This window comes from Aliibacillus thermotolerans, from assembly GCF_027853235.1.
In the GTDB taxonomy this organism is placed as follows: Bacteria; Bacillota; Bacilli; order Bacillales; family Marinococcaceae; genus Aliibacillus; species Aliibacillus thermotolerans.
Genome location: NZ_WKJG01000083.1, coordinates 21,074 through 40,063 on the forward strand (window position 1 = coordinate 21,074; position 18,990 = coordinate 40,063).

Sequence of the window (18,990 nt, forward strand, 5' to 3'; positions counted from 1 at the left end):
CCCTCCTTCTTCATTTTCTTATTCTTCTAGTGATAATAAGTACTGTGCAATGGCTTGCGCTTCTTCTGGGTTTGCTATCCCTGCTGGCATGCTTCCGATTCCGTTGACAGAGATATCGATAATTTCTTCTTCACTTAAGCGCGAACCAACATCAGCGATAGCAGGACCACTTGCCCCTTCTAAGTTTTCCCCGTGGCAAGAAATACAGTTAGAGTTCACTAACTCTTCGCCATATTCCACCGGATCCATCGAAGCAGGATCTTCTTCTCCATCATCTGCTTGTTGGTATACACCGATGAGGGATAAACCTAACGTAAGCATAAGTCCTAGCATGGCAATTAAGAAAAATGGAATGAGTGGCTTTCCCTTCATGCTGCTTCCCCCTTTTTCCTTATGTATTCATCCTACGAATAATTCCGCACTCCTTTTCCATTTTACTTGATTATTGCAAAATAGAAAAGTTAAATCCATACTTTTATAGCTTTTGTCACTACCTGTTCAATTATACGTTCCACTATACCATATCCTTAATTGGAGTGCTTAAGAAAACCAATAAAAGAAAACCGCGAATAAAAAACCAATTGGTCCGGCCCATTTCAAATAAACGAGTTGATAATAAAAGCCGATGATAAACCAAATCATGCAATGGATGGCAATTGTCCCAATCACGGCACTACTACTTTCAAGCAGGAAGTAAACAATATGTATGCTTGCCATAAGTGATATTAAAAGGAGAATGGATAATAAAATATGAAAAATGATAAGGTCTCTCGCTCTCACGTACAACATGGCACTAATGACAACACAAACAATTCCTAAAAAGACAATAATTTGCAATGGAAGAGGGAAAGAAGTAAAATAAATGATAAGAAAGGTAGAAAATAATGCCAGAAAACCGATGAGGAGAACTATCACGTTAGAAAATTGCTTCTTTTTTTGCTCTTCCTCCGGTATTTCTTCTCCTTCGGTATAAAGCATTAATAAAAAATTGCAATAATGTTCTGGAAGCAGTTGATTTTTCTTCCAGTATTTTATCTCGTTAATAATAATCGTTCTTCTTTCCTCATCCATCATGATTCACTCTTTTCATTTTCAAACAACGTGAATTTTGATTCCAAAAAACATATATGTAGGAAAGAAAAAGGATTGCCTAATGTGTGAAAGACAACCCTTTTCCCGCTGGAACAATTAATCAAGAAAGTCTTTTAACCGTTTACTCCGACTTGGATGGCGAAGTTTGCGTAACGCTTTCGCTTCGATTTGACGGATTCTTTCTCTCGTTACGCCAAAAACTTTTCCAACTTCTTCAAGTGTGCGGGTTCTGCCGTCATCTAAACCGAAACGAAGACGCAGCACATTTTCTTCTCGGTCCGTTAAAGTATCGAGTACATCTTCTAACTGTTCTTTTAAAAGTTCATAGGCAGCTGCATCGGATGGAGCGACCGCTTCCTGGTCTTCGATAAAATCACCGAGATGCGAATCATCTTCTTCTCCTATCGGTGTTTCAAGGGAAACTGGTTCTTGGGCAATTTTTAAAATTTCCCTGACTTTTTCTGGTGTGAGATCCATTTCTTTCGCCACTTCTTCTGGAGTTGGTTCGCGACCAAGATCTTGTAACAACTGACGCTGTACTCGAATTAACTTGTTAATTGTTTCTACCATGTGAACAGGGATACGAATCGTACGAGCTTGGTCAGCGATCGCACGTGTGATTGCTTGGCGAATCCACCACGTTGCATACGTACTAAACTTAAAACCTTTGTCATAATCAAATTTTTCTACTGCTTTAATTAAACCCATATTTCCTTCCTGGATGAGGTCTAAAAATAACATTCCTCTTCCTACATATCTTTTGGCGATGGAGACAACAAGACGTAAGTTTGCTTCAGCCAAACGACGTTTTGCTTCCTCGTCTCCTTTTTCAATCTGCTTTGCATATTCGATTTCTTCTTCCGCAGTGAGCAAAGGCACTCTACCGATTTCTTTCAAATACATCCGAACGGGATCATTTATTTTAACTCCTGGCGGGACGCTTAAATCGTTTAAATCAAGCTCTTCCTTCTCCACTTGCTCCATGCTTGGGACTTCCTCTCCCTCATTGAGAAGATCGATTCCTTGCTCCCCTAAAAATTCAAAAAACTCGTCCATCTGTTCAGAATCTTGATCATACGGAGCAAGTTTTTCAGTAATTTCCGCGTAAGAAAGAACCCCGCGCTTTTTTCCTAATTCAAGCAATTGTTCCTTGACTTGATCGATAGACATGTCACCTTCCGCTAGTGGGCGAATAGGTTTCTCAGCCATTCGATCTCCTCCTTCCATTCTTCTCACGACATCCGTTTTTAAACAGTTTTCTCTTCTATTTGAAATGCTCACAGCAAATATTCACTCTTAAAAAACGGGTATGAAGATACCCAACTTTAACGAGTTTATTTTTGAGTGGCTTTTTTCATGTCTATTAATTGTGTCGCTAATTGCACGGCCTCTTCCAAATCTTGTCTTCGTTCCGCTTCTTTCAACTTTTGTTCTATCTGTTCTATTTTTACCCAATTTAAATGATTATTAATCTGATCCATGTAGTCAATCAATTCATTTTCCGATAATTCATTCGTTCTGTCAAGCATTAACAATTCTGTTGCTGTCTGTACTAAGTCTTTATCTTCCATATAAAGAAGAAATGCATTCGGGTCTGCTGGATGTCCTTCAGCATAGAATGCGTATAAATATGCGGCAATGGCCATATATTCCTCTGTAGGGAAATGCCCCCCGATTTTTTGTTTCACTGCTTCGGCAACACTCTTATCATGCATCATATGTGCAAGGAGCATTCGTTCAGCATTTTGGTAAGCTGGTCGCAAAGATTGTCTTTTCAAAGGCGCGATTTGCCAACGCTTGTTTTTCGTTTTAGTGGAATGGCTCGTTCGGTGATTGGCGCGAATCTTTCGTTCCAATTCTTGCTTCAGTGCTTCCAATGAAACAGAAGTCTCTTCCGAAAGATGTCTCACATAAATATCTTGTTCGACGGAAGTGGAAAGAGATGCAATTTCATGAAGCACTTCTTCCACATATTGCAGTTTTTCTCCTTCATCGTTTAAATTTTTTTCTTTTTTAAACAAATGCATTTTGAATACAATAAGAGGAACTGCGGCTTCGATAATCTCTTTTTGAAATCGTTCTTTTCCATATGTGCGAATGTATTGATCGGGATCTTCTTCCTCAGGAAGTATTGCAATCTCCACTTGCAGCCCTTCCTGTTGAAGAAGGTTGGCTGCTTTTAACGTCGCGTCTTCTCCAGCACGATCACCATCATAACAAATCGTAATCCGCTCCGTATTGCGCCGAATAATTTGGGCTTGTCTTTTTGTAAGAGACGTACCTAATGTCGCAATCGCATAAGGCAGATCAGCAAGATGAGAAGACAACACGTCCACATATCCTTCAAATAAAATGACACGGTTTTTCTTTCGAACAAATGGGCGGGCAAGATGAAATCCATACAACAGTTCATTCTTTTTAAAAATGGGTGTTTCCGGTGTGTTTACGTATTTCGGTTGTCCATCGGTAATTATTCTTCCTCCAAAGCCAACCACTTTTCCGTCGATATTCCAAATGGGAAACATAATGCGATGTCGAAAGCGATCTTCCAGTTCCCACGTTGCTTCTACACGCCTTAACAAGCCACATTCTTCCATTTCTTGCGCATCAAATTGACGCTTCTCCAACAGTTCTTTTAATACCGTTTGTTCCTTTGGCGCGTAACCGAGTTGGAATTGTTTCATTACATCAGGAGAAATCCCTCTGTCCATCAAATAATCATAAGCGACTTTTCCTTGTTCAGTGTTCATGAGAAGATGGTGAAAAAATCTCGCTGCTAATTCATGTGCTTCGATAAAACGAGTCGTTTTTGAATCTTTTTCTTTTTCATGAAAACGGTCTGGTAAGGATATGTCGATTCCTGCCTGTTTTCCTAATTTAACGACTGCCTCGTGAAAAGATAATCCTTCCGTTTCCATGACGAAAGTAATCATATTCCCTCCTGCTTGACAACCGAAACAATAATACAGTTGTTTATCAGGAGAGACGGAAAAAGAAGGGGTTTTCTCCTCATGAAAAGGACATAAACCGATATAATCTTTCCCTTGTTTTTTTAATTGTACTTTTTCACCAATCACGTCTGTGATGTCTACCGCTTGCATAATGTTCGCAATGGTTTCTTCCGAGAAAAACTGTCCCAAACGTTTATCACCACCGCTTACGGAATGTCCTATCTTTACTATGTCGCACTAGTTTATCCAACTTTTTACTTATATAACCGGACGAATATGTCGTACAAAAGAATTGTACGGCTGTCAATGAACTATTCGACAGAGTGAGACACTTTCCTGCTTGATTTTTTGATAATTTTTCATCACTTCGTTTTCATAGATTCGACAAAAGAACACAACATTCTATTATACTTAACTTTTACAATAGGACAAGTGCCGTGCTCAAAAAAAAGCTGCAATCGATCAGCAGCTTTATTTTAATCCTTTTTGGAACATATTAAATATCAAATTAGCTGTTTCTTCTACTGCTTTATTAGACACATCAATGACCGTACAACCAATGTCTTTCATAATTTTTTCTGAATAAGCCAACTCTTCCTTAATCCGTTCTAATTTTGCATAGTTTGCTTCTGCTTTTAAACCGAGAGATTTCAGTCGTTCCGTTCGTATTTCATTTAATTTTTCCGGACTAATTCTTAAACCGATACATTTTTCCGGCGGGATACGATACAGCTCTTCTGGTGGGTCCACTTCAGGAACAAGAGGAACATTTGCTACTTTTAATCGCTTATGTGCTAAATATTGGGATAGTGGGGTTTTTGATGTACGAGATACACCAATTAAGACAATATCAGCCCGGGTAATCCCACGAGGATCACGACCGTCATCATATTTGACGGCAAATTCAATCGCTTCTACTTTTCGAAAATAGTCTTCATCTAAACGGTAGACGAGACCTGGTTCATATTTTGGCTCCAACCCTGTGAGTCGAATCATCTTATTTAACATCGGACCGATAATATCCACTGTTTCGACACCGGCTTCTTCTGCTTTTTTTCTTAAATAATAATTTTTTTCCGGAATGACGAGAGTAAATGCAATAAAAGCATTCATTTCTTTTGCTAAATTAATGACTTCATCAATGGTATGCTCGTCTTCAACATACGGAATCCGTCGTATTTCTATTTCTTGTTCTCCAAATTGACTTGCTGCTGCTTTCACTACTAATTCTGCTGTTTCACCGACAGAATCCGACACAACGTAAACAATCGGGCGCTCTTCCATTCTGTTTGCCTCCTCCCCACCTACAACTAATCGAGTTCATCGTGTGAGATATCAACTAATACTTTCGTCATATTCGTTTTCGTAATCCTACCGATTACCTCATATTCTTGCTCTCCTCTTTTTTTCACGACCGGTAGCGCATCAATTTGCTTTTCAATGAGTTTTGAGGCGACATCGATAATTGAATCGTCCTTTTCGCACATTGTAATATTTGGCATTCTTGTCATTATGACACTGACTGGCATCGATTCTAGCTCTTGTTTTCCGATGCTTGCCCGTAATAAATCTTTGCGGGAGAGAACTCCGACTAATAAGGAGTTTTTATCAACGACAAATAACGTTCCAACATCTTCTAAAAACATCGTGACGATGGCATCGTATACAGAACTGGATTCCTCTACGACAACGGGAATGGACTGGTATTCTTTGACCGTTAATTTTTTAATTTTTTCTGTTAAAAGTTGCGTACCCGTTTTGCCAGTATAAAAATATCCGACCCGTGGCCTTGCATCTAAAAAACCTGCCATTGTTAAGATCGCTAAATCCGGGCGAAGCGTCGCTCTTGTGAGAGATAATTTTTCAGCAATTTGTTCGCCGGTGATCGGTCCGCTATCTTTCACGATATTAAGTATCCGCTCTTGTCTCCCTGTAAGTTCGATTGTCACCACCGCCTTAAGAGGCTGTCCCAGAAATACTTTTCGACTTCGAGTATTTCCAGTTGCAAATATACGACTGGTGGGACAGCTCCTTATTCTTATATTCTTTTATATATATTATAGCTTATTAACCGACAAGAATAGAAAAAGAACGCTTTTTAGGAAGAGAAGACGATATGTTGGAAATGTGCAAACTGCTGAATTACTTCCGACAATCGATTCATTAGTGCCAATCGATTTCCTTTGATAGCTTCATCATCGACCATCACCATCACTTCATCAAAATAACGATGAATCAATGGATTTATTTCTGTGAACAAACGATATGCTTCTTCCACGTTTCCAACTTCCAATTGTTCCGGTAGCTCTGTTACTAATTTTTTATACTGATCGTACAATTCTTGTTCGACTGATTGTTGAAACAAATCTGGTTGTACATCTTGTTCTTTTTCCTGTTTGGCCGCGATGTTTGTCACTCGACTCAACGCCTCGACCGTCGCTTTAAAATCAATGTCCGCCACTTTTTGTTGAAGGAACTCTGCTTTTTTAAGCAAGATCAAAACAGGATGGTCCATCGTTTCAAGGACCGCTTCGGCAATATCGTAACGAATTCCTTTCTCATCAAAAATATTTTTCAAGCGAACACGGAAAAAGGACAACATTTCCTTCTTTGTTTCTTCTTTGTCTCGCTGTAATATGTTAGCGTCTTGTAAAATATTTAACACCATATCAAAACATTCATCGAGGTGAAGTGGCAGCTCATGATCCAGTAAAATTTGTGCTACTCCAAAAGCCTGTCGTCTTAAACCATACGGATCCCCTGAACCAGTTGGGATAAGACCAATGCCAAAACAAGCACTGATCGTATCTAATTTATCAGCAATAGACAAGAGGGCACCAATTTGACTTTCCGGAACAAGGTCCCCGGAAAATTTTGGTTCGTAATGCTCTTTAATAGCGCGAGCAACTGCTTCATTTTCTCCGGCAAGTAATGCATACGTTTCCCCCATTTTTCCTTGTAGTTCCGGAAATTCATCCACCATGAGGGTGACGAGATCAAATTTCGAAAGTTGTGCTGCTCGTTTTAAATGGTGTTGATCTGTTTTATTTAATGAAAACTTCTCTCCAAAAGTAGTGACGATTTGCTCCAATCTTCTCACTTTGTCACCAATGGTACCAAGTTCTTCGTGAAAGACGATGGCATCTAATTTTTTCACTGCATCTTGTACTTGTAGTTTTTGGTCTTCTTCAAAGAAAAACATCGCATCCGCTAAACGTGCCCGCAGTACTTTTTCGTTCCCCTTTTGTACAATGTCAAGATGATCATCGTTGCCATTACGCACCGTGATAAAATATGGAAGCAACTTTCCGTCTTTATCTTTTACTGGAAAATAGCGTTGATGTTCTCGCATCGAAGTGATTAACACATCTTCCGGCAAGGATAAAAAGGTCGATTCAAACTGCCCGAAAAGCGCCGTCGGGTACTCCACTAACTGATTCACTTCTTCAAGCAAATCTTCATCAATAGGAATATTCCATCCTTGTTTTTCTTCTAATTCTTTCAGTTGAGAAACGATCATTTCTTTTCTTTCTTCAGCTGAGGCAATCACAAATTGATTTCGCAGTTTTTCTTCATATTCTTGTGGATGCGAAATGGTAATCTGGCTTCCTAAAAAACGATGACCTTGGGACACTTGACTCGTTTTTACATCAGTAATTTCAAAAGGAATTACTTCTTCATTCCACAAAGCAATGATCCAATGAATCGGACGAGCATATTTCAAATCAAAGCTACCCCAACGCATATTTTTAGGAAAGTTCATGTCTTTCACGATGTAGGATACGTCTTTTAACAATTCTTTCGTTTGCTTTCCTTTTTCTTCAATACGAGCATACACGTATTCCGTATTTTTTTCTTTTTTAAAATATAGATCGTTTGTATCGACTCCTTTTCCTTTTGCAAATCCGATGGCCGCTTTCGTCCACTCGCCGTTTTCATCTTGGGCAATCTTTTTGGCCGGCCCGCGTGCTTCTTCTATTTTATCCCTTTGTTGATCCGCCAAACCGTTCACGCGGACAGCAAGGCGCCGAGGTGTGGAGAAAACATCCACCGATTCATATGGAATGTCTTTGTCTTGAAGCCACTCTTCCATGCGTTCTTTTAATTGCTGAATGGAAGGAGTGACAAAACGTGCCGGCAACTCTTCCATCCCGATTTCCAACAAAAATTGATTATTTTGTCTCATTTTGTCCACCCTCTTTCTCCTTCAACATTGGAAAGCCTAATTCTTCACGTTTTTTGTAGTAAAGAAGCGCACATTCCCTTGCAAGGTTGCGAACACGACCAATATAACCGGTACGCTCAGTTACTGAAATAGCACCTCGCGCATCAAGTAAGTTAAAAACGTGCGAACATTTTAAAATGTAATCATACGCCGGGAAGACAAGCTCTTCTTGCAAAACTCGCTTTGCTTCTTTTTCGTACGTATGGAAAGATTCAAACAACATCTCTTGGTCAGAAACTTCAAATGTATATTTGGAATGTTCGTATTCAGGTTGACCGAATACGTCGCGATAAGTAAAGCCATCGACCCACGTTAAATCAAACACATTTTCTTTTTCTTGAATAAACGATGCAAGTCGCTCTATTCCATATGTAATTTCCACCGCAACCGGATTGGCATCAATCCCACCAACTTGTTGGAAGTAAGTAAATTGAGTAATTTCCATTCCATCTAACCATACTTCCCAACCGAGTCCCCATGCACTTAATGTCGGAGCTTCCCAATTGTCTTCCACAAAGCGAATGTCATGCGCTTTCGGGTCAATCCCGAGTTCTTTTAAACTGTCCAAATACATTTCTTGAATATTTTTAGGAGAAGGCTTCATAATCACTTGAAATTGATGGTGTTGGTACAACCGATTTGGATTCTCTCCATATCTTCCGTCGGCAGGACGACGAGACGGCTCCACATAAGCGACATTCCAAGGTTCAGGGCCTATGCTCCGTAAAAACGTCATTGGATTCATCGTTCCTGCTCCTTTTTCCACATCATACGCTTGCATGATTAAGCAGTTATGTTGCGCCCAAAAATTTTGTAATGTTAGTATCATCTCTTGTACATTCATCGAAATCCCCCCTATTCTAAAATAAAAAAATCCCGTTCCGTATACGCCAAAATACCGGCATATAGGGACGAGATAGACCCGCGGTTCCACCCTATTTGCTGCCCTAAATAAAAGACAGCCTCTTTTATCCTTACTTGCTCCGGAACGCCTTCACCGCTATGTTTCATGCAGCTCCCACCATGTCTGCACTCGCTCGGGAAACAGGGAACGATTACTACTTTCCTTCATAGCAAAAATATTCGTGTCATGCACTTCCACTCAAATCATACTGAATCATGCGGAGCGTGTCAAGGTACTACCAGTTCCACTTTTCCAGTTGATCAAGGAATCGTTTCGATTTTAACGCAAATCCTCCATAAGCTTCGTAGTACGCATCCATCACTCGTTTTAATTCTTCTTTTGTTTCCTTCTGTAAAGAAATGGATCCAATTCGTTGGACATCTATATGCAAAAATAGGCGCAATAAATGAATCGTCTTCGGATGAAGATGGATAGCATATGGATCCTGATCGGTACATCGCTTGCATAAAAAGCCCGCTTCCTTCACTGAAAAACTTACAATTTGGTCTGTTTGACCACAACAGACACATTTCGTCAGTTCTGGTTGAATCCCGGCTTGCAATGTCATTTTCGTTTCAAAAATACTCGTCAATACTTCAGGGTCATGACCGAATTCCATCTGTTCTAAAAGCGTCAGAAACAACTCAAACAAATACGGATTTTTTTCCCGTTCTTCTACTGTCTTTTCTAACAACTCGGCCATATAGGCCGCATAGGACATACGAACGATATGTTGACGAATGTCCGGAAAAGAGTGAAGCACATCTCCTTGATTTAATGTGCTCATTCCTCTACCTTTATAGTAAAGAAATATCCCGTGTACAAAAGGTTGGGACACACTACGGAAGCGATTTCTAGTTTTTTTTGCTCCTCGGGCCATGACCGCTACTTTCCCGAACTCCCTCGTAAACAATGTCAATATCACATTCGATTCTCCATAATTTATCGTACGAAGCACAATGCCTTCCGCTTTTTCAAGCATCTTTTTCTCCTCTATTGATCGATAGGGGGAATCTCCTCCTGAAAAGACATGTAGTCTTCTTTTCTTTCCATATATTCCTCTAATTCCTTTGTATATAAGTACGCTTCGATACTACCAGTAAGAAAGAAATAATTCCAAGATGCATCATAGTCATTCATGAGAGAACCATCCTTTCTTTCCATAGGATTTGGATTTTCTCAATATGGTCTCTTTTATAGAATGGCTCATTATAAGAAAAGCATAAGCTGTAAAATTTCCCTCTTACTACCCGCATCCGACGCTTATTCAAGATGCGTTTGATCGTATCCATACTCACTTAATTGACGGCGATTATTCCGCCAATTTTTGTCTACTTTAACAAATAAGTCTAAATACACGTTCGAACCTAATAAAGCTTCGATATCTTTTCTCGCACGCTTTCCTATTTCTTTCAACATGTTTCCTTGTTTTCCAATAATGATTCCTTTTTGAGACTGGCGCTCCACAAGAACAAGCGCTGAAATATAGACCATTCCACCTTTACGCTCTTTCATTTCTTCTATCACGACAGCGATCGAATGAGGAACTTCTTCTTCCGTTAAATGAATAATTTTTTCGCGAATGAACTCACTGACAATAAAACGTTCCGGATGATCGGTTATTTCATCCGCCGGGTAATATTGAGGTCCTTCATCCATATAGCGGATGATTTGCTCCATTAAGGTGGTCACGTTATTGCCATTTAAGGCAGAAACGGGGATAATTTCTGCAAACTGATATAACTCACGATATGCGGCAATTTTTTCTAGCAATTGCTCCGGATGCATTCGATCAATTTTGTTTAATACGAGAAAAACAGGTGTGTTCGTCTCTTTTAGTTTTTCTAATATAAACTTTTCACCTTGGCCATAAGGCTCATTCACATCCACTACAAACAAGATGAGATCGACTTCCCGAAACGTCGAGAGAGCAGCGCGGACCATAAAGTCACCGAGTTGGTGTTTTGGTTTATGAATTCCTGGAGTATCAATGAAAATCAGTTGAGCTGTCTCACTTGTATATATTCCTTGTATTTTATTTCTTGTTGTTTGAGGCTTATCGCTCATAATTGCAATTTTTTCACCAACAATGTAGTTCAAGAGGGTTGATTTCCCGACATTCGGACGACCGACAAGCGCTACAAAACCTGATTTGTAAGTTTCATTCATCGTTTGAAATCCTCCGCTTGAAATGCTCCTGGTAAAAGCTCTTTTACTGTTATTGTCATTACATTCCCATTTATATTTGCTAAATAAACCATCCCATCTGGTGGCATGAACTCCGCCATCACTTGCCTGCAAGCACCACAAGGAGTTACCGGTTCTAACGTATCCGCTACGACTGCTAACTTGTCAATCTTTTGCTCTCCTTCGCTCACTGCTTTAAAGATAGCAAGACGTTCTGCACAATTCGTTAAACTATAGGAAGCATTTTCAATGTTGCAGCCTGTATAGATGTGGTTTTTGGCTGTTTGTACTGCAGCCCCCACTGAAAAGCGAGAATACGGGGCATAGGCAAAGGAACGAGCCTCTATTGCTTCTTTTACTAATGCTATCGTCATTTTGTCACCACCTCAACGAAGTAGGCTATAAGTGGTTTATAAAAAATAAGAACGCCGATGATCACTGCCATGATACTGGCAATCAATACAGCAGCTGCTGCCACATCCTTTGCTTGTTTCGCCAAGGGATGATAATCTTCCGTCACCAAATTGACAATTCTTTCCACAGCTGTATTCATCAATTCTAAAGCAATCACCATTCCAATCGTTAAAAATAGTATCAATTTCTGAACGAAAGGAATGGATAACAGATAAGCGCAAATGATGACACCAAATGCAATAGCAAGATGAATCCGTATGTTTTGCTCTGACTGGAGAGCATGTATCAAACCTTTGATCGCATACCGAAACGAGTGGAAAAAGCGACGCCAACCTTTTATCTTTTTATCTTTCCAAACCATAGGCACTCAATATTTGTTCTTGACGAGCGAACATGATCTTTTCCGCTTCTTTTTCCTCGTGATGATATCCTAATAGATGTAAAAAACCGTGAACGACTAAAAAACCTAATTCTCTTTGATAAGAATGTCCATATTCCTCTGCTTGAGTGGCTGCCTTTTCAACACTTACAACAATGTCTCCCAATAATTCAGGCATTTCCTCAAAGTCATGATCGACTTCCTCTTCTCCATCATTTAATGCAAAAGAAAGAACATCCGTTTCTCGGTCTATCCCGCGATACTCTTTATTTAAAGAACGGATGCTTTCATTATCCACAAAAGTAATGGAAAGTTCTGCTCGTTCTTTTACTTTCTCCATTTCTGCTGCTAATTGGAGTAATTGTTCTACATCTTTTTTCTCTTTATTCGTCAATGAATTGGTTTCATCGATGAAATCAATCTGCATGTCCATTCCTCTTTTCGTCCGAGCGGGAAAAACGATTTCTTCTTAATTCTTCTTCTTTTTCACTATATGCATCGAGAATTTGTTGCACTAATGTATGACGCACAACGTCGGTAGATTGTAAATAAACAAATCCAATGCTCGGTATATGATTTAAAACGTGAATGGCCGTTTTCAATCCCGACTGTTGCCCTTTCGGTAAGTCAATTTGAGTTAAATCTCCGTTCACTACCATTTTGGAGCCAAATCCGAGTCGTGTTAAAAACATTTTAATTTGTTCTTTGGTCGTATTTTGTGCTTCATCTAAAATAACGAACGCATCTTCTAATGTTCGTCCGCGCATATAAGCAAGGGGAGCAACTTCAATCGTGCCTCGTTCCATCAGTCTCGCCGTATGCTCCACTCCAAAAATGTCATGAAGCGCATCATAAAGCGGGCGCAAGTAAGGATCGACCTTTTCTTTCAGATCTCCTGGAAGAAAGCCGAGACTCTCTCCTGCCTCCACTGCCGGACGCGTAAGAACAATGCGTTTAACCACTCCTTCTTTTAACGCATTCACAGCCATTACTACCGCTAAATACGTTTTTCCCGTACCAGCAGGACCAATTCCAAAAATCAAATCTTTTTTACGGATTGTATCTATATATTCTTTTTGTCCAAGCGTTTTAGCTACAATCGGTTTACCACTTGTGTTTACGGCGATCGTTTCTTGGTATAAATCCTCGAGTCGGTCCAGTTTGTTCTCTTGTGCTAATTGAATGGCATAGACTACGTCTCTTTCTGACAATTTTACTCCTTTTCTTAGCAAACGAATGAGCGCATAGAAGACGTCTTCTAATAACCGTGCTTTATCTTTATCTCCATCTACTACAAGGGATTCTCCTCTAGTCACAATTGTAATATTTAATTTTTCTTCCATTCGTTTTAAATGAGTATCATTTGGTCCGAATAATGATTGAATTTCATGGGCGTCATTTACATGTAACGAAATTTCTTGTTTTTTTGACGTCATTCTCATTCTCCTCGAATTATCGGTGTTTCCGACGTAATGTCTTCAATTACTTGGTAATGAATAACTATTTTCACTTTACCATTCTCCGACTGCTCGTGCAAAATTTTTTCGTTTAGAATTGTTGCTTCATCTGATATTTTTTTCTTTAACTCACTTCTCCCTCTTTCCTTTGCAACTTTTCTCAAATCTTCCCTTTTTACAGGAGGAGAAAGCGATTGACTTTCATTCCAAGTAACGATGGAAAGGGAAATGGGAATATTCCATTTTTCAAAGAGAGCAGGCTGTTTCATCGTTTCGGATGGTGCGACGCTTGAAAAGGATTTTTCTTGAGAAAAACCCCAAATTGGAAGGCGAAATGAACCGATTTGCAGAGCATATGATTTTTCAACATTTCCTGTGAGCGTATCTACTCGTTGTTTTAGCGGAATGTTTACGGTCGCTTGGTACCATGTTTCACCTAAGACTTTCCCGGTGGCAGCTACCATTTTTGCATGTTTCCCTTTGCCAATAAACCCTGAAATAAGCATGTCTCCAGGATGAACCAGTTCATTTTCTTCCACGAGCACTTGTCCTTTTTCTGCATAAATGGAGTGAATCACTGCCGTTTTTTTGGCCGTTAAATGACGAGGAGCGGCATCTTCCCGTTCTTTCGGCAATGTTTGTTCGACTACTTCAAAACGATAAGTCGTACCTTGTTTTTGCACTCCTACCCAAGTAATTCCTTCTAATTGATCGAGAAGTTGAGATTGGATTTCTTCTAAGCCGGGAAGAAGAAATGAAAACTTTCCGACTGATACTCCTATTTCTTCAATTGCTTGTGAAATTTCATGCTTCAGCGCTGGATTGGCTCCACGGATTTCTACTTTCCAAATCATTTGTGACAAAAGGATCATCATCGCAACAAAAACAGCCATTCCGATAAAAAATCCAATCCTCTCTTTTACGAGAAGCTTGTACTTTTCAAAAAAAGATAAAGACACCACTTCCCATGTGCAATCACTGTCAAATACAATACGATCTAATTGGGACAAATATTTTCGATGGATGATACATGTTACTGTTTCATTATTTCGTTGCACATGTTTGATTGGTAAGTTTGTCTTCATGCATTCATTTAAAACATATTCTAACTGCTCGCCTCGTATTTGCACAATCACTTCAGAAGGTCCCCGTCCATTCATCATTGCATCGAATCCCTTCGATTAAGATAACGAACTTCTTCAACTGTTCCTTCAAGTAACAGCTCATTAGGCAATATATTTTTTATGGTTAAACCAGTTCCTTGAATCGACAACTCACCAAAAACGACTTTCAAGCGAACGTGTTCACTGGAAAAATGAAGAATCCCTTGATGATTTTCTATCAGTACATGCACTTGCCCCACCATTGTTAAACGGGGAACATCCAATATCACGTCTTCGGGAAGATTCATCTTTTTAATCATCCAATCTTTCGTAGATTGCTTGAGCCGATTTAGCATAGTTACGCCCCCTTACTTTTTATTTATATGTTGAAAGTGATGTTCTATCACTTGATAAAGAGAGAGTGCATGCATGGAAAATAAAAAGGACAAAGGGGGACTTAAATCAATATAATGACTGCTTTATGCCATTGTTTCACACAATTTTTTCACTCATGGTATCGATTCATAAGGTGTTGAAGGTGGAAGTGACATCATGAACCGGTTACAGTGGTGCCGTGACTGGTCATGGCTTGCTTTCAAAAGCAATTTGACGCTGAAAAGGTGCCATAAACGGTGCATGGATTGCTTTCACAACGGTGTTTGGATTGAATCGGTGCCATGATCGATTCATGACTTGTTTCCACAGGCAATATTTGGTTGAAACGATGACATGAGACGTCCATGACTTGCTTCCACAAGCAATGTTAGGATGAAACAGTGCCATGATTGAGCTATGACTTGTTTCTGCAATCAATTTTTGGAGGAAACGGTGCCATGTTTGATCTATGACTCGCTTCCGTAAGTATTGTTGAGATGAAACGGCGCCATGACTCGGCCCCAGATGCTGTTTTTTAAGGAAACAGTGCCATCAGCAACCAACTCTTTCAAAAAAAAACTGTCCAAAAAGTCATCATTTAAGACTTTCTGGACAGCTCTTTCAAAATTCATGATATGTTATTTTTTCTTCGATGTAATTTTCTTTTTGCCACTGGCTCTCCTAATATCTCTGACCAAATCACACCTTGTACTGCATCTTTATTCGTCACGGTAAATGCGTGACTAGGTGTGGAAGCACCCCTTTCCGTTGTCTGTCTTTCTTCAAAAAGAGGGGACGGATTCAAATGTTTTAGCCTTTCTTCCGCTTGTTGCTTTTTTCTTTCCAGCGCTTCCTTTTGTTCATAATAAGCTTCCATCTCCGTTTGCCGCGGGGATGTCACTGGTTCAGATGGTGGTGTATTCTCGGAAGATGGTGCTGCAGGCGAAGGAGACTCTTCTTTTTGATATGTCTCCGGATCAAATAAATCTTCCCATTGAAAAGTTGGTTTTTCTTGTTGTTTTCTTTCTACCTTTTTCCCTGTTTTTGATTGTCGATTTATAACAGAAATGATCGCACCGATGAGAAGAGCGAGGAAAAAGAAATTGCTCAAAATAAATTCGATAAAATTAATCATTGGAGGTCCCCCTCTTTAAGTTACGAGCGTTTTGTCGGATCGGTTGGACCTTGATAGTCATCTTTTGGTTTCGTACTTTTTCCAATAGAATCTCTCATATCAGTGTCCGCTTGAATATTTTCGAGGTTCATGTAGTCCATGACACCAATATTCCCGGATTTTAACGCTTCTGCCATCGCTAGTGGTACTTCTGCTTCGGCTTCTACTACTTTCGCACGCATTTCTTCTACGCGAGCTTTCATTTCTTGTTCTTGAGCTACTGCCATGGCACGACGTTCTTCTGCTTTCGCTTGCGCAATTTTCTTATCCGCTTCTGCTTGATCTGTTTGAAGTCCAGCTCCAATATTTTTACCAATATCAATATCCGCAATGTCAATCGACAAAATTTCAAAAGCAGTCCCGGAGTCTAACCCTTTACTTAACACCGTTTGAGAAATGCTATCAGGATTTTCTAACACTTCTTTGTGATCGTCGGAAGAACCGATGGTGGAAACAATTCCTTCTCCGACCCGGGCGATCACCGTATCTTCACCAGCACCCCCGACAAGGCGATCAATATTTGCCCGCACCGTAATTCGTGCTTTCGCTTTTACTTCAATTCCATCCATTGCAACACCGGCAATAAATGGCGTTTCGATGACCTTTGGATTAACGCTCATTTGTACCGCTTCTAATACATCTCGTCCTGCTAAATCAATGGCTGCACAACGTTCAAAAGTTAAATCAATGTTTGCTCGTTGGGCTGCAATCAAAGCATTGACGACCCGATCTACATTCCCACCAGCTAGGTAGTGACCTTCTAATTTGTTTAATTCAAGATTTAACCCGGCTTTTTCCGCTTTAATGAGCGGGTTTACGACACGTGCCGGAATGACGCGACGGAGTCTCATCCCAACAAGTTGAAAAATTCCTACTTTTACTCCTGCTGCTAACGCAGAAATCCAAAGTGCAACCGGTACAAAAGTAAATAGTATACCTAAAGCGATAATCACTAAAGCAAGTACAATAATTAACGTAATATCAATCGGCATCTTGATCCTCCCTTATTTATTTTTCTCTACTAGTGCTCGAACGATTGTGCGAGCTCCTTCCACTGCAATGATTTCTATTTGTTCCCCTTCTCTAATATAATCACCTTCTGAGACCGCATCTAAGCGTTCTTTGCCAATCATAATCGTTCCAGATGGGCGCAGAGGAGTGACAGCTTTTCCTCTCTTTCCAACAATATTTTCTTTCGTTTCATGGGACACAAACCCCTCTTTTGTCGTCAATGATTCTGTTAACACTAACCGTTTCATCGGTCCTTTCATTCCAAAGGTTTTAAACATCATCATCGCAACGACAATTGTAATCACCGCCGCTATCAAGATAGAAACAACGATATGTATCGTTGAATACGAGGCTAAAATCATACTTCCTATCATGCTTCCAATCCCTAAAACACCAAATATACCAAATCCGGGTACAAACAATTCAATGATGAGAAGGATCATTCCAACGACAAACAACACCATTGCTTCCATCCCTGCAAAGCCGGCAATGAGGTGGCCAAAGAAAAATAAAAGAAGAGCACTGATGCCCATTATTCCTGGGACTCCAAAGCCAGGGGAATATAACTCTAATACAATTCCTAAACTTCCTACACTTAACAATATTGGTATAACAACTGGATGGGTAACAAAACGGGCAATGTGTTCAGAAAAGCTAACTTCTAATTCCTGAACATTTGCTTCCTCTAAACCTAGCTCTATTAATAGCTCTTCCCGATTGTCAACCAGATATTCTGCATAGCCCACTTCATATGCTTCGGACGCAGTGAAAGAGAGCAGTTTTCCTTTTCCTGCACGATACTCTTCTAAATCTATTTCTGGGTCCGCCATCGCTTGGGCGTAGAGGGGATTTCGACCATTCAATTCAGCAGCACTCATCATATTAGCTACCCAAGCAGAATGCACTTTATCCTCTGCTGCGTTTCCGCTTCCATCAATGACTTGAGCTGCACCCATTTCCGTACCAGGGGCCATCGCAATTTCATCTGCATTGAGAGATATGTATGCTCCCGCAGACAACGCTTCATTGACGACAAATGCCGTAACAGGAGTCGGAGTGTTTCGAATAATCGACGCAATGTTGCTGGCTGCGTCCACTGCCCCTCCTGGCGTATCAATTTCTAAAATAACATGATCGGCATGATTTTCCACTGCTTCAGCAAGTGATCGCTCTAAAAATGCTTCTAACCCTCTCTCCACCGTTTGTTCCACTGGGATGACATACACTTTTTTCTCTGTCGCTTCGGTTAAATGATAAGTGGACACGACAGAAAACAGTCCTATAATCACAAGGAACATAGCGATGACGAAACGATTCTGCAACTAAAACCCTCCTTTCCTATCAATGTTTAACCGTTTTTACATTATATCATTTTTTCCATCTTCCCGATAGAACAGTGTATAGATTGACCCCTTTGGATGATTGTTAGCACATTTTCATAAGTATTAATACCTATTTGCCCAACCTTTTGTCTGGCAAAATAAAAAACACCCTTCCTGAGAAAGGTGTCTTCCATATCCGTTTACTGGACTAATATTTCCGTTTTCTTGCCGCTTCTGATTTCTTCTTCCGTTTTACACTCGGCTTCTCGTAATATTTACGTTTACGTACCTCAGCCATTGTCCCTTCTTTTGACAAAGTGCGCTTAAAACGGCGAAGAGCGGTATCGATGTTTTCATTTTTACGAACGCGGGTCTCAGCCATAGGATTCCCTCCCT

22 protein-coding genes and 1 other annotated feature are annotated in these 18,990 nt (G+C 40.0%); all 22 genes read right to left on the reverse strand.

The window, feature by feature from the left end:
* Positions 1–18 precede the first annotated feature (18 nt).
* Positions 19–372 (reverse strand): c-type cytochrome, encoded by a 354-nt coding sequence (locus GJS40_RS12135; protein WP_270898116.1) that lies wholly within the window; start codon positions 370–372, stop codon positions 19–21.
* Between the two features lie 168 nt (positions 373–540).
* Positions 541–1,071 carry a hypothetical protein gene (locus tag GJS40_RS12140; RefSeq protein WP_270898117.1) on the reverse strand — a complete coding sequence of 177 codons (531 nt, stop codon included), beginning with the start codon at positions 1,069–1,071 and terminating at the stop codon, positions 541–543.
* A gap of 117 nt (positions 1,072–1,188) precedes the next feature.
* Positions 1,189–2,301 carry an RNA polymerase sigma factor RpoD gene (rpoD, locus tag GJS40_RS12145; RefSeq protein WP_270898118.1) on the reverse strand — a complete coding sequence of 371 codons (1,113 nt, stop codon included), beginning with the start codon at positions 2,299–2,301 and terminating at the stop codon, positions 1,189–1,191.
* A 125-nt stretch (positions 2,302–2,426) separates the two neighbouring features.
* Entirely contained in the window at positions 2,427–4,232 is a 1,806-nt protein-coding gene (gene dnaG, locus GJS40_RS12150; protein WP_270898119.1) for a DNA primase, read from the reverse strand.
* A gap of 282 nt (positions 4,233–4,514) precedes the next feature.
* Positions 4,515–5,327 carry a pyruvate, water dikinase regulatory protein gene (locus GJS40_RS12155; protein WP_270898120.1) on the reverse strand — a complete coding sequence of 271 codons (813 nt, stop codon included), beginning with the start codon at positions 5,325–5,327 and terminating at the stop codon, positions 4,515–4,517.
* Positions 5,328–5,353: 26 nt separating this feature from the next.
* Positions 5,354–5,995, reverse strand: a complete 642-nt coding sequence (locus tag GJS40_RS12160) for a helix-turn-helix transcriptional regulator (RefSeq protein ID WP_270898121.1) — start codon at positions 5,993–5,995, stop codon at positions 5,354–5,356.
* A 146-nt stretch (positions 5,996–6,141) separates the two neighbouring features.
* On the reverse strand, positions 6,142–8,229 hold the full coding sequence (glyS, locus tag GJS40_RS12165; RefSeq protein WP_270898233.1) for a glycine--tRNA ligase subunit beta: 2,088 nt from the start codon (positions 8,227–8,229) through the stop codon (positions 6,142–6,144).
* The gene (gene glyQ, locus GJS40_RS12170) at positions 8,216–9,112 is read right to left on the reverse strand and encodes a glycine--tRNA ligase subunit alpha (protein WP_270898122.1); all 897 of its coding nucleotides are present in this window, start codon (positions 9,110–9,112) and stop codon (positions 8,216–8,218) included. The genes glyS and glyQ overlap by 14 nt, the downstream gene beginning before the upstream one ends.
* Before the next feature lie 60 nt (positions 9,113–9,172).
* Positions 9,173–9,349: a binding site (T-box leader), on the reverse strand.
* 58 nt (positions 9,350–9,407) lie between these two features.
* On the reverse strand, positions 9,408–10,154 hold the full coding sequence (gene recO / locus GJS40_RS12175) for a DNA repair protein RecO (RefSeq protein WP_270898123.1): 747 nt from the start codon (positions 10,152–10,154) through the stop codon (positions 9,408–9,410).
* Positions 10,155–10,165: 11 nt separating this feature from the next.
* The gene (locus GJS40_RS12180) at positions 10,166–10,312 is read right to left on the reverse strand and encodes a YqzL family protein (protein WP_270898124.1); all 147 of its coding nucleotides are present in this window, start codon (positions 10,310–10,312) and stop codon (positions 10,166–10,168) included.
* A gap of 123 nt (positions 10,313–10,435) precedes the next feature.
* Positions 10,436–11,341, reverse strand: coding sequence for a GTPase Era (gene era / locus GJS40_RS12185; protein ID WP_270898125.1), 906 nt, complete (start codon positions 11,339–11,341; stop codon positions 10,436–10,438).
* Positions 11,338–11,733, reverse strand: a complete 396-nt coding sequence (locus GJS40_RS12190; RefSeq protein WP_270898126.1) for a cytidine deaminase — start codon at positions 11,731–11,733, stop codon at positions 11,338–11,340. The genes era and GJS40_RS12190 overlap by 4 nt, the downstream gene beginning before the upstream one ends.
* Positions 11,730–12,134 (reverse strand): diacylglycerol kinase family protein, encoded by a 405-nt coding sequence (locus GJS40_RS12195; RefSeq protein ID WP_270898127.1) that lies wholly within the window; start codon positions 12,132–12,134, stop codon positions 11,730–11,732. The genes GJS40_RS12190 and GJS40_RS12195 overlap by 4 nt, the downstream gene beginning before the upstream one ends.
* Entirely contained in the window at positions 12,118–12,585 is a 468-nt protein-coding gene (gene ybeY / locus GJS40_RS12200; RefSeq protein WP_270898128.1) for an rRNA maturation RNase YbeY, read from the reverse strand. The genes GJS40_RS12195 and ybeY overlap by 17 nt, the downstream gene beginning before the upstream one ends.
* Complete coding sequence (locus GJS40_RS12205) at positions 12,569–13,588, reverse strand: PhoH family protein (RefSeq protein ID WP_270898129.1); 1,020 nt, start codon at positions 13,586–13,588, stop codon at positions 12,569–12,571. The genes ybeY and GJS40_RS12205 overlap by 17 nt, the downstream gene beginning before the upstream one ends.
* 2 nt (positions 13,589–13,590) lie before the next feature.
* On the reverse strand, positions 13,591–14,772 hold the full coding sequence (gene yqfD, locus GJS40_RS12210; RefSeq protein WP_270898130.1) for a sporulation protein YqfD: 1,182 nt from the start codon (positions 14,770–14,772) through the stop codon (positions 13,591–13,593).
* A complete protein-coding gene (yqfC, locus tag GJS40_RS12215) occupies positions 14,769–15,068 on the reverse strand; it encodes a sporulation protein YqfC (protein ID WP_270898131.1) in 300 nt (99 codons plus the stop codon). The genes yqfD and yqfC overlap by 4 nt, the downstream gene beginning before the upstream one ends.
* A gap of 226 nt (positions 15,069–15,294) precedes the next feature.
* Positions 15,295–15,495, reverse strand: coding sequence for a hypothetical protein (locus GJS40_RS12220; protein WP_270898132.1), 201 nt, complete (start codon positions 15,493–15,495; stop codon positions 15,295–15,297).
* Between the two features lie 220 nt (positions 15,496–15,715).
* A complete protein-coding gene (locus GJS40_RS12225; protein WP_270898133.1) occupies positions 15,716–16,222 on the reverse strand; it encodes a hypothetical protein in 507 nt (168 codons plus the stop codon).
* 20 nt (positions 16,223–16,242) lie between these two features.
* Entirely contained in the window at positions 16,243–17,253 is a 1,011-nt protein-coding gene (gene floA, locus GJS40_RS12230; RefSeq protein ID WP_270898134.1) for a flotillin-like protein FloA, read from the reverse strand.
* 12 nt (positions 17,254–17,265) lie between these two features.
* On the reverse strand, positions 17,266–18,594 hold the full coding sequence (locus tag GJS40_RS12235) for an NfeD family protein (protein ID WP_270898135.1): 1,329 nt from the start codon (positions 18,592–18,594) through the stop codon (positions 17,266–17,268).
* 208 nt (positions 18,595–18,802) lie between these two features.
* Positions 18,803–18,976 (reverse strand): 30S ribosomal protein S21, encoded by a 174-nt coding sequence (gene rpsU / locus GJS40_RS12240; protein WP_270898136.1) that lies wholly within the window; start codon positions 18,974–18,976, stop codon positions 18,803–18,805.
* Positions 18,977–18,990: the final 14 nt, after the last annotated feature.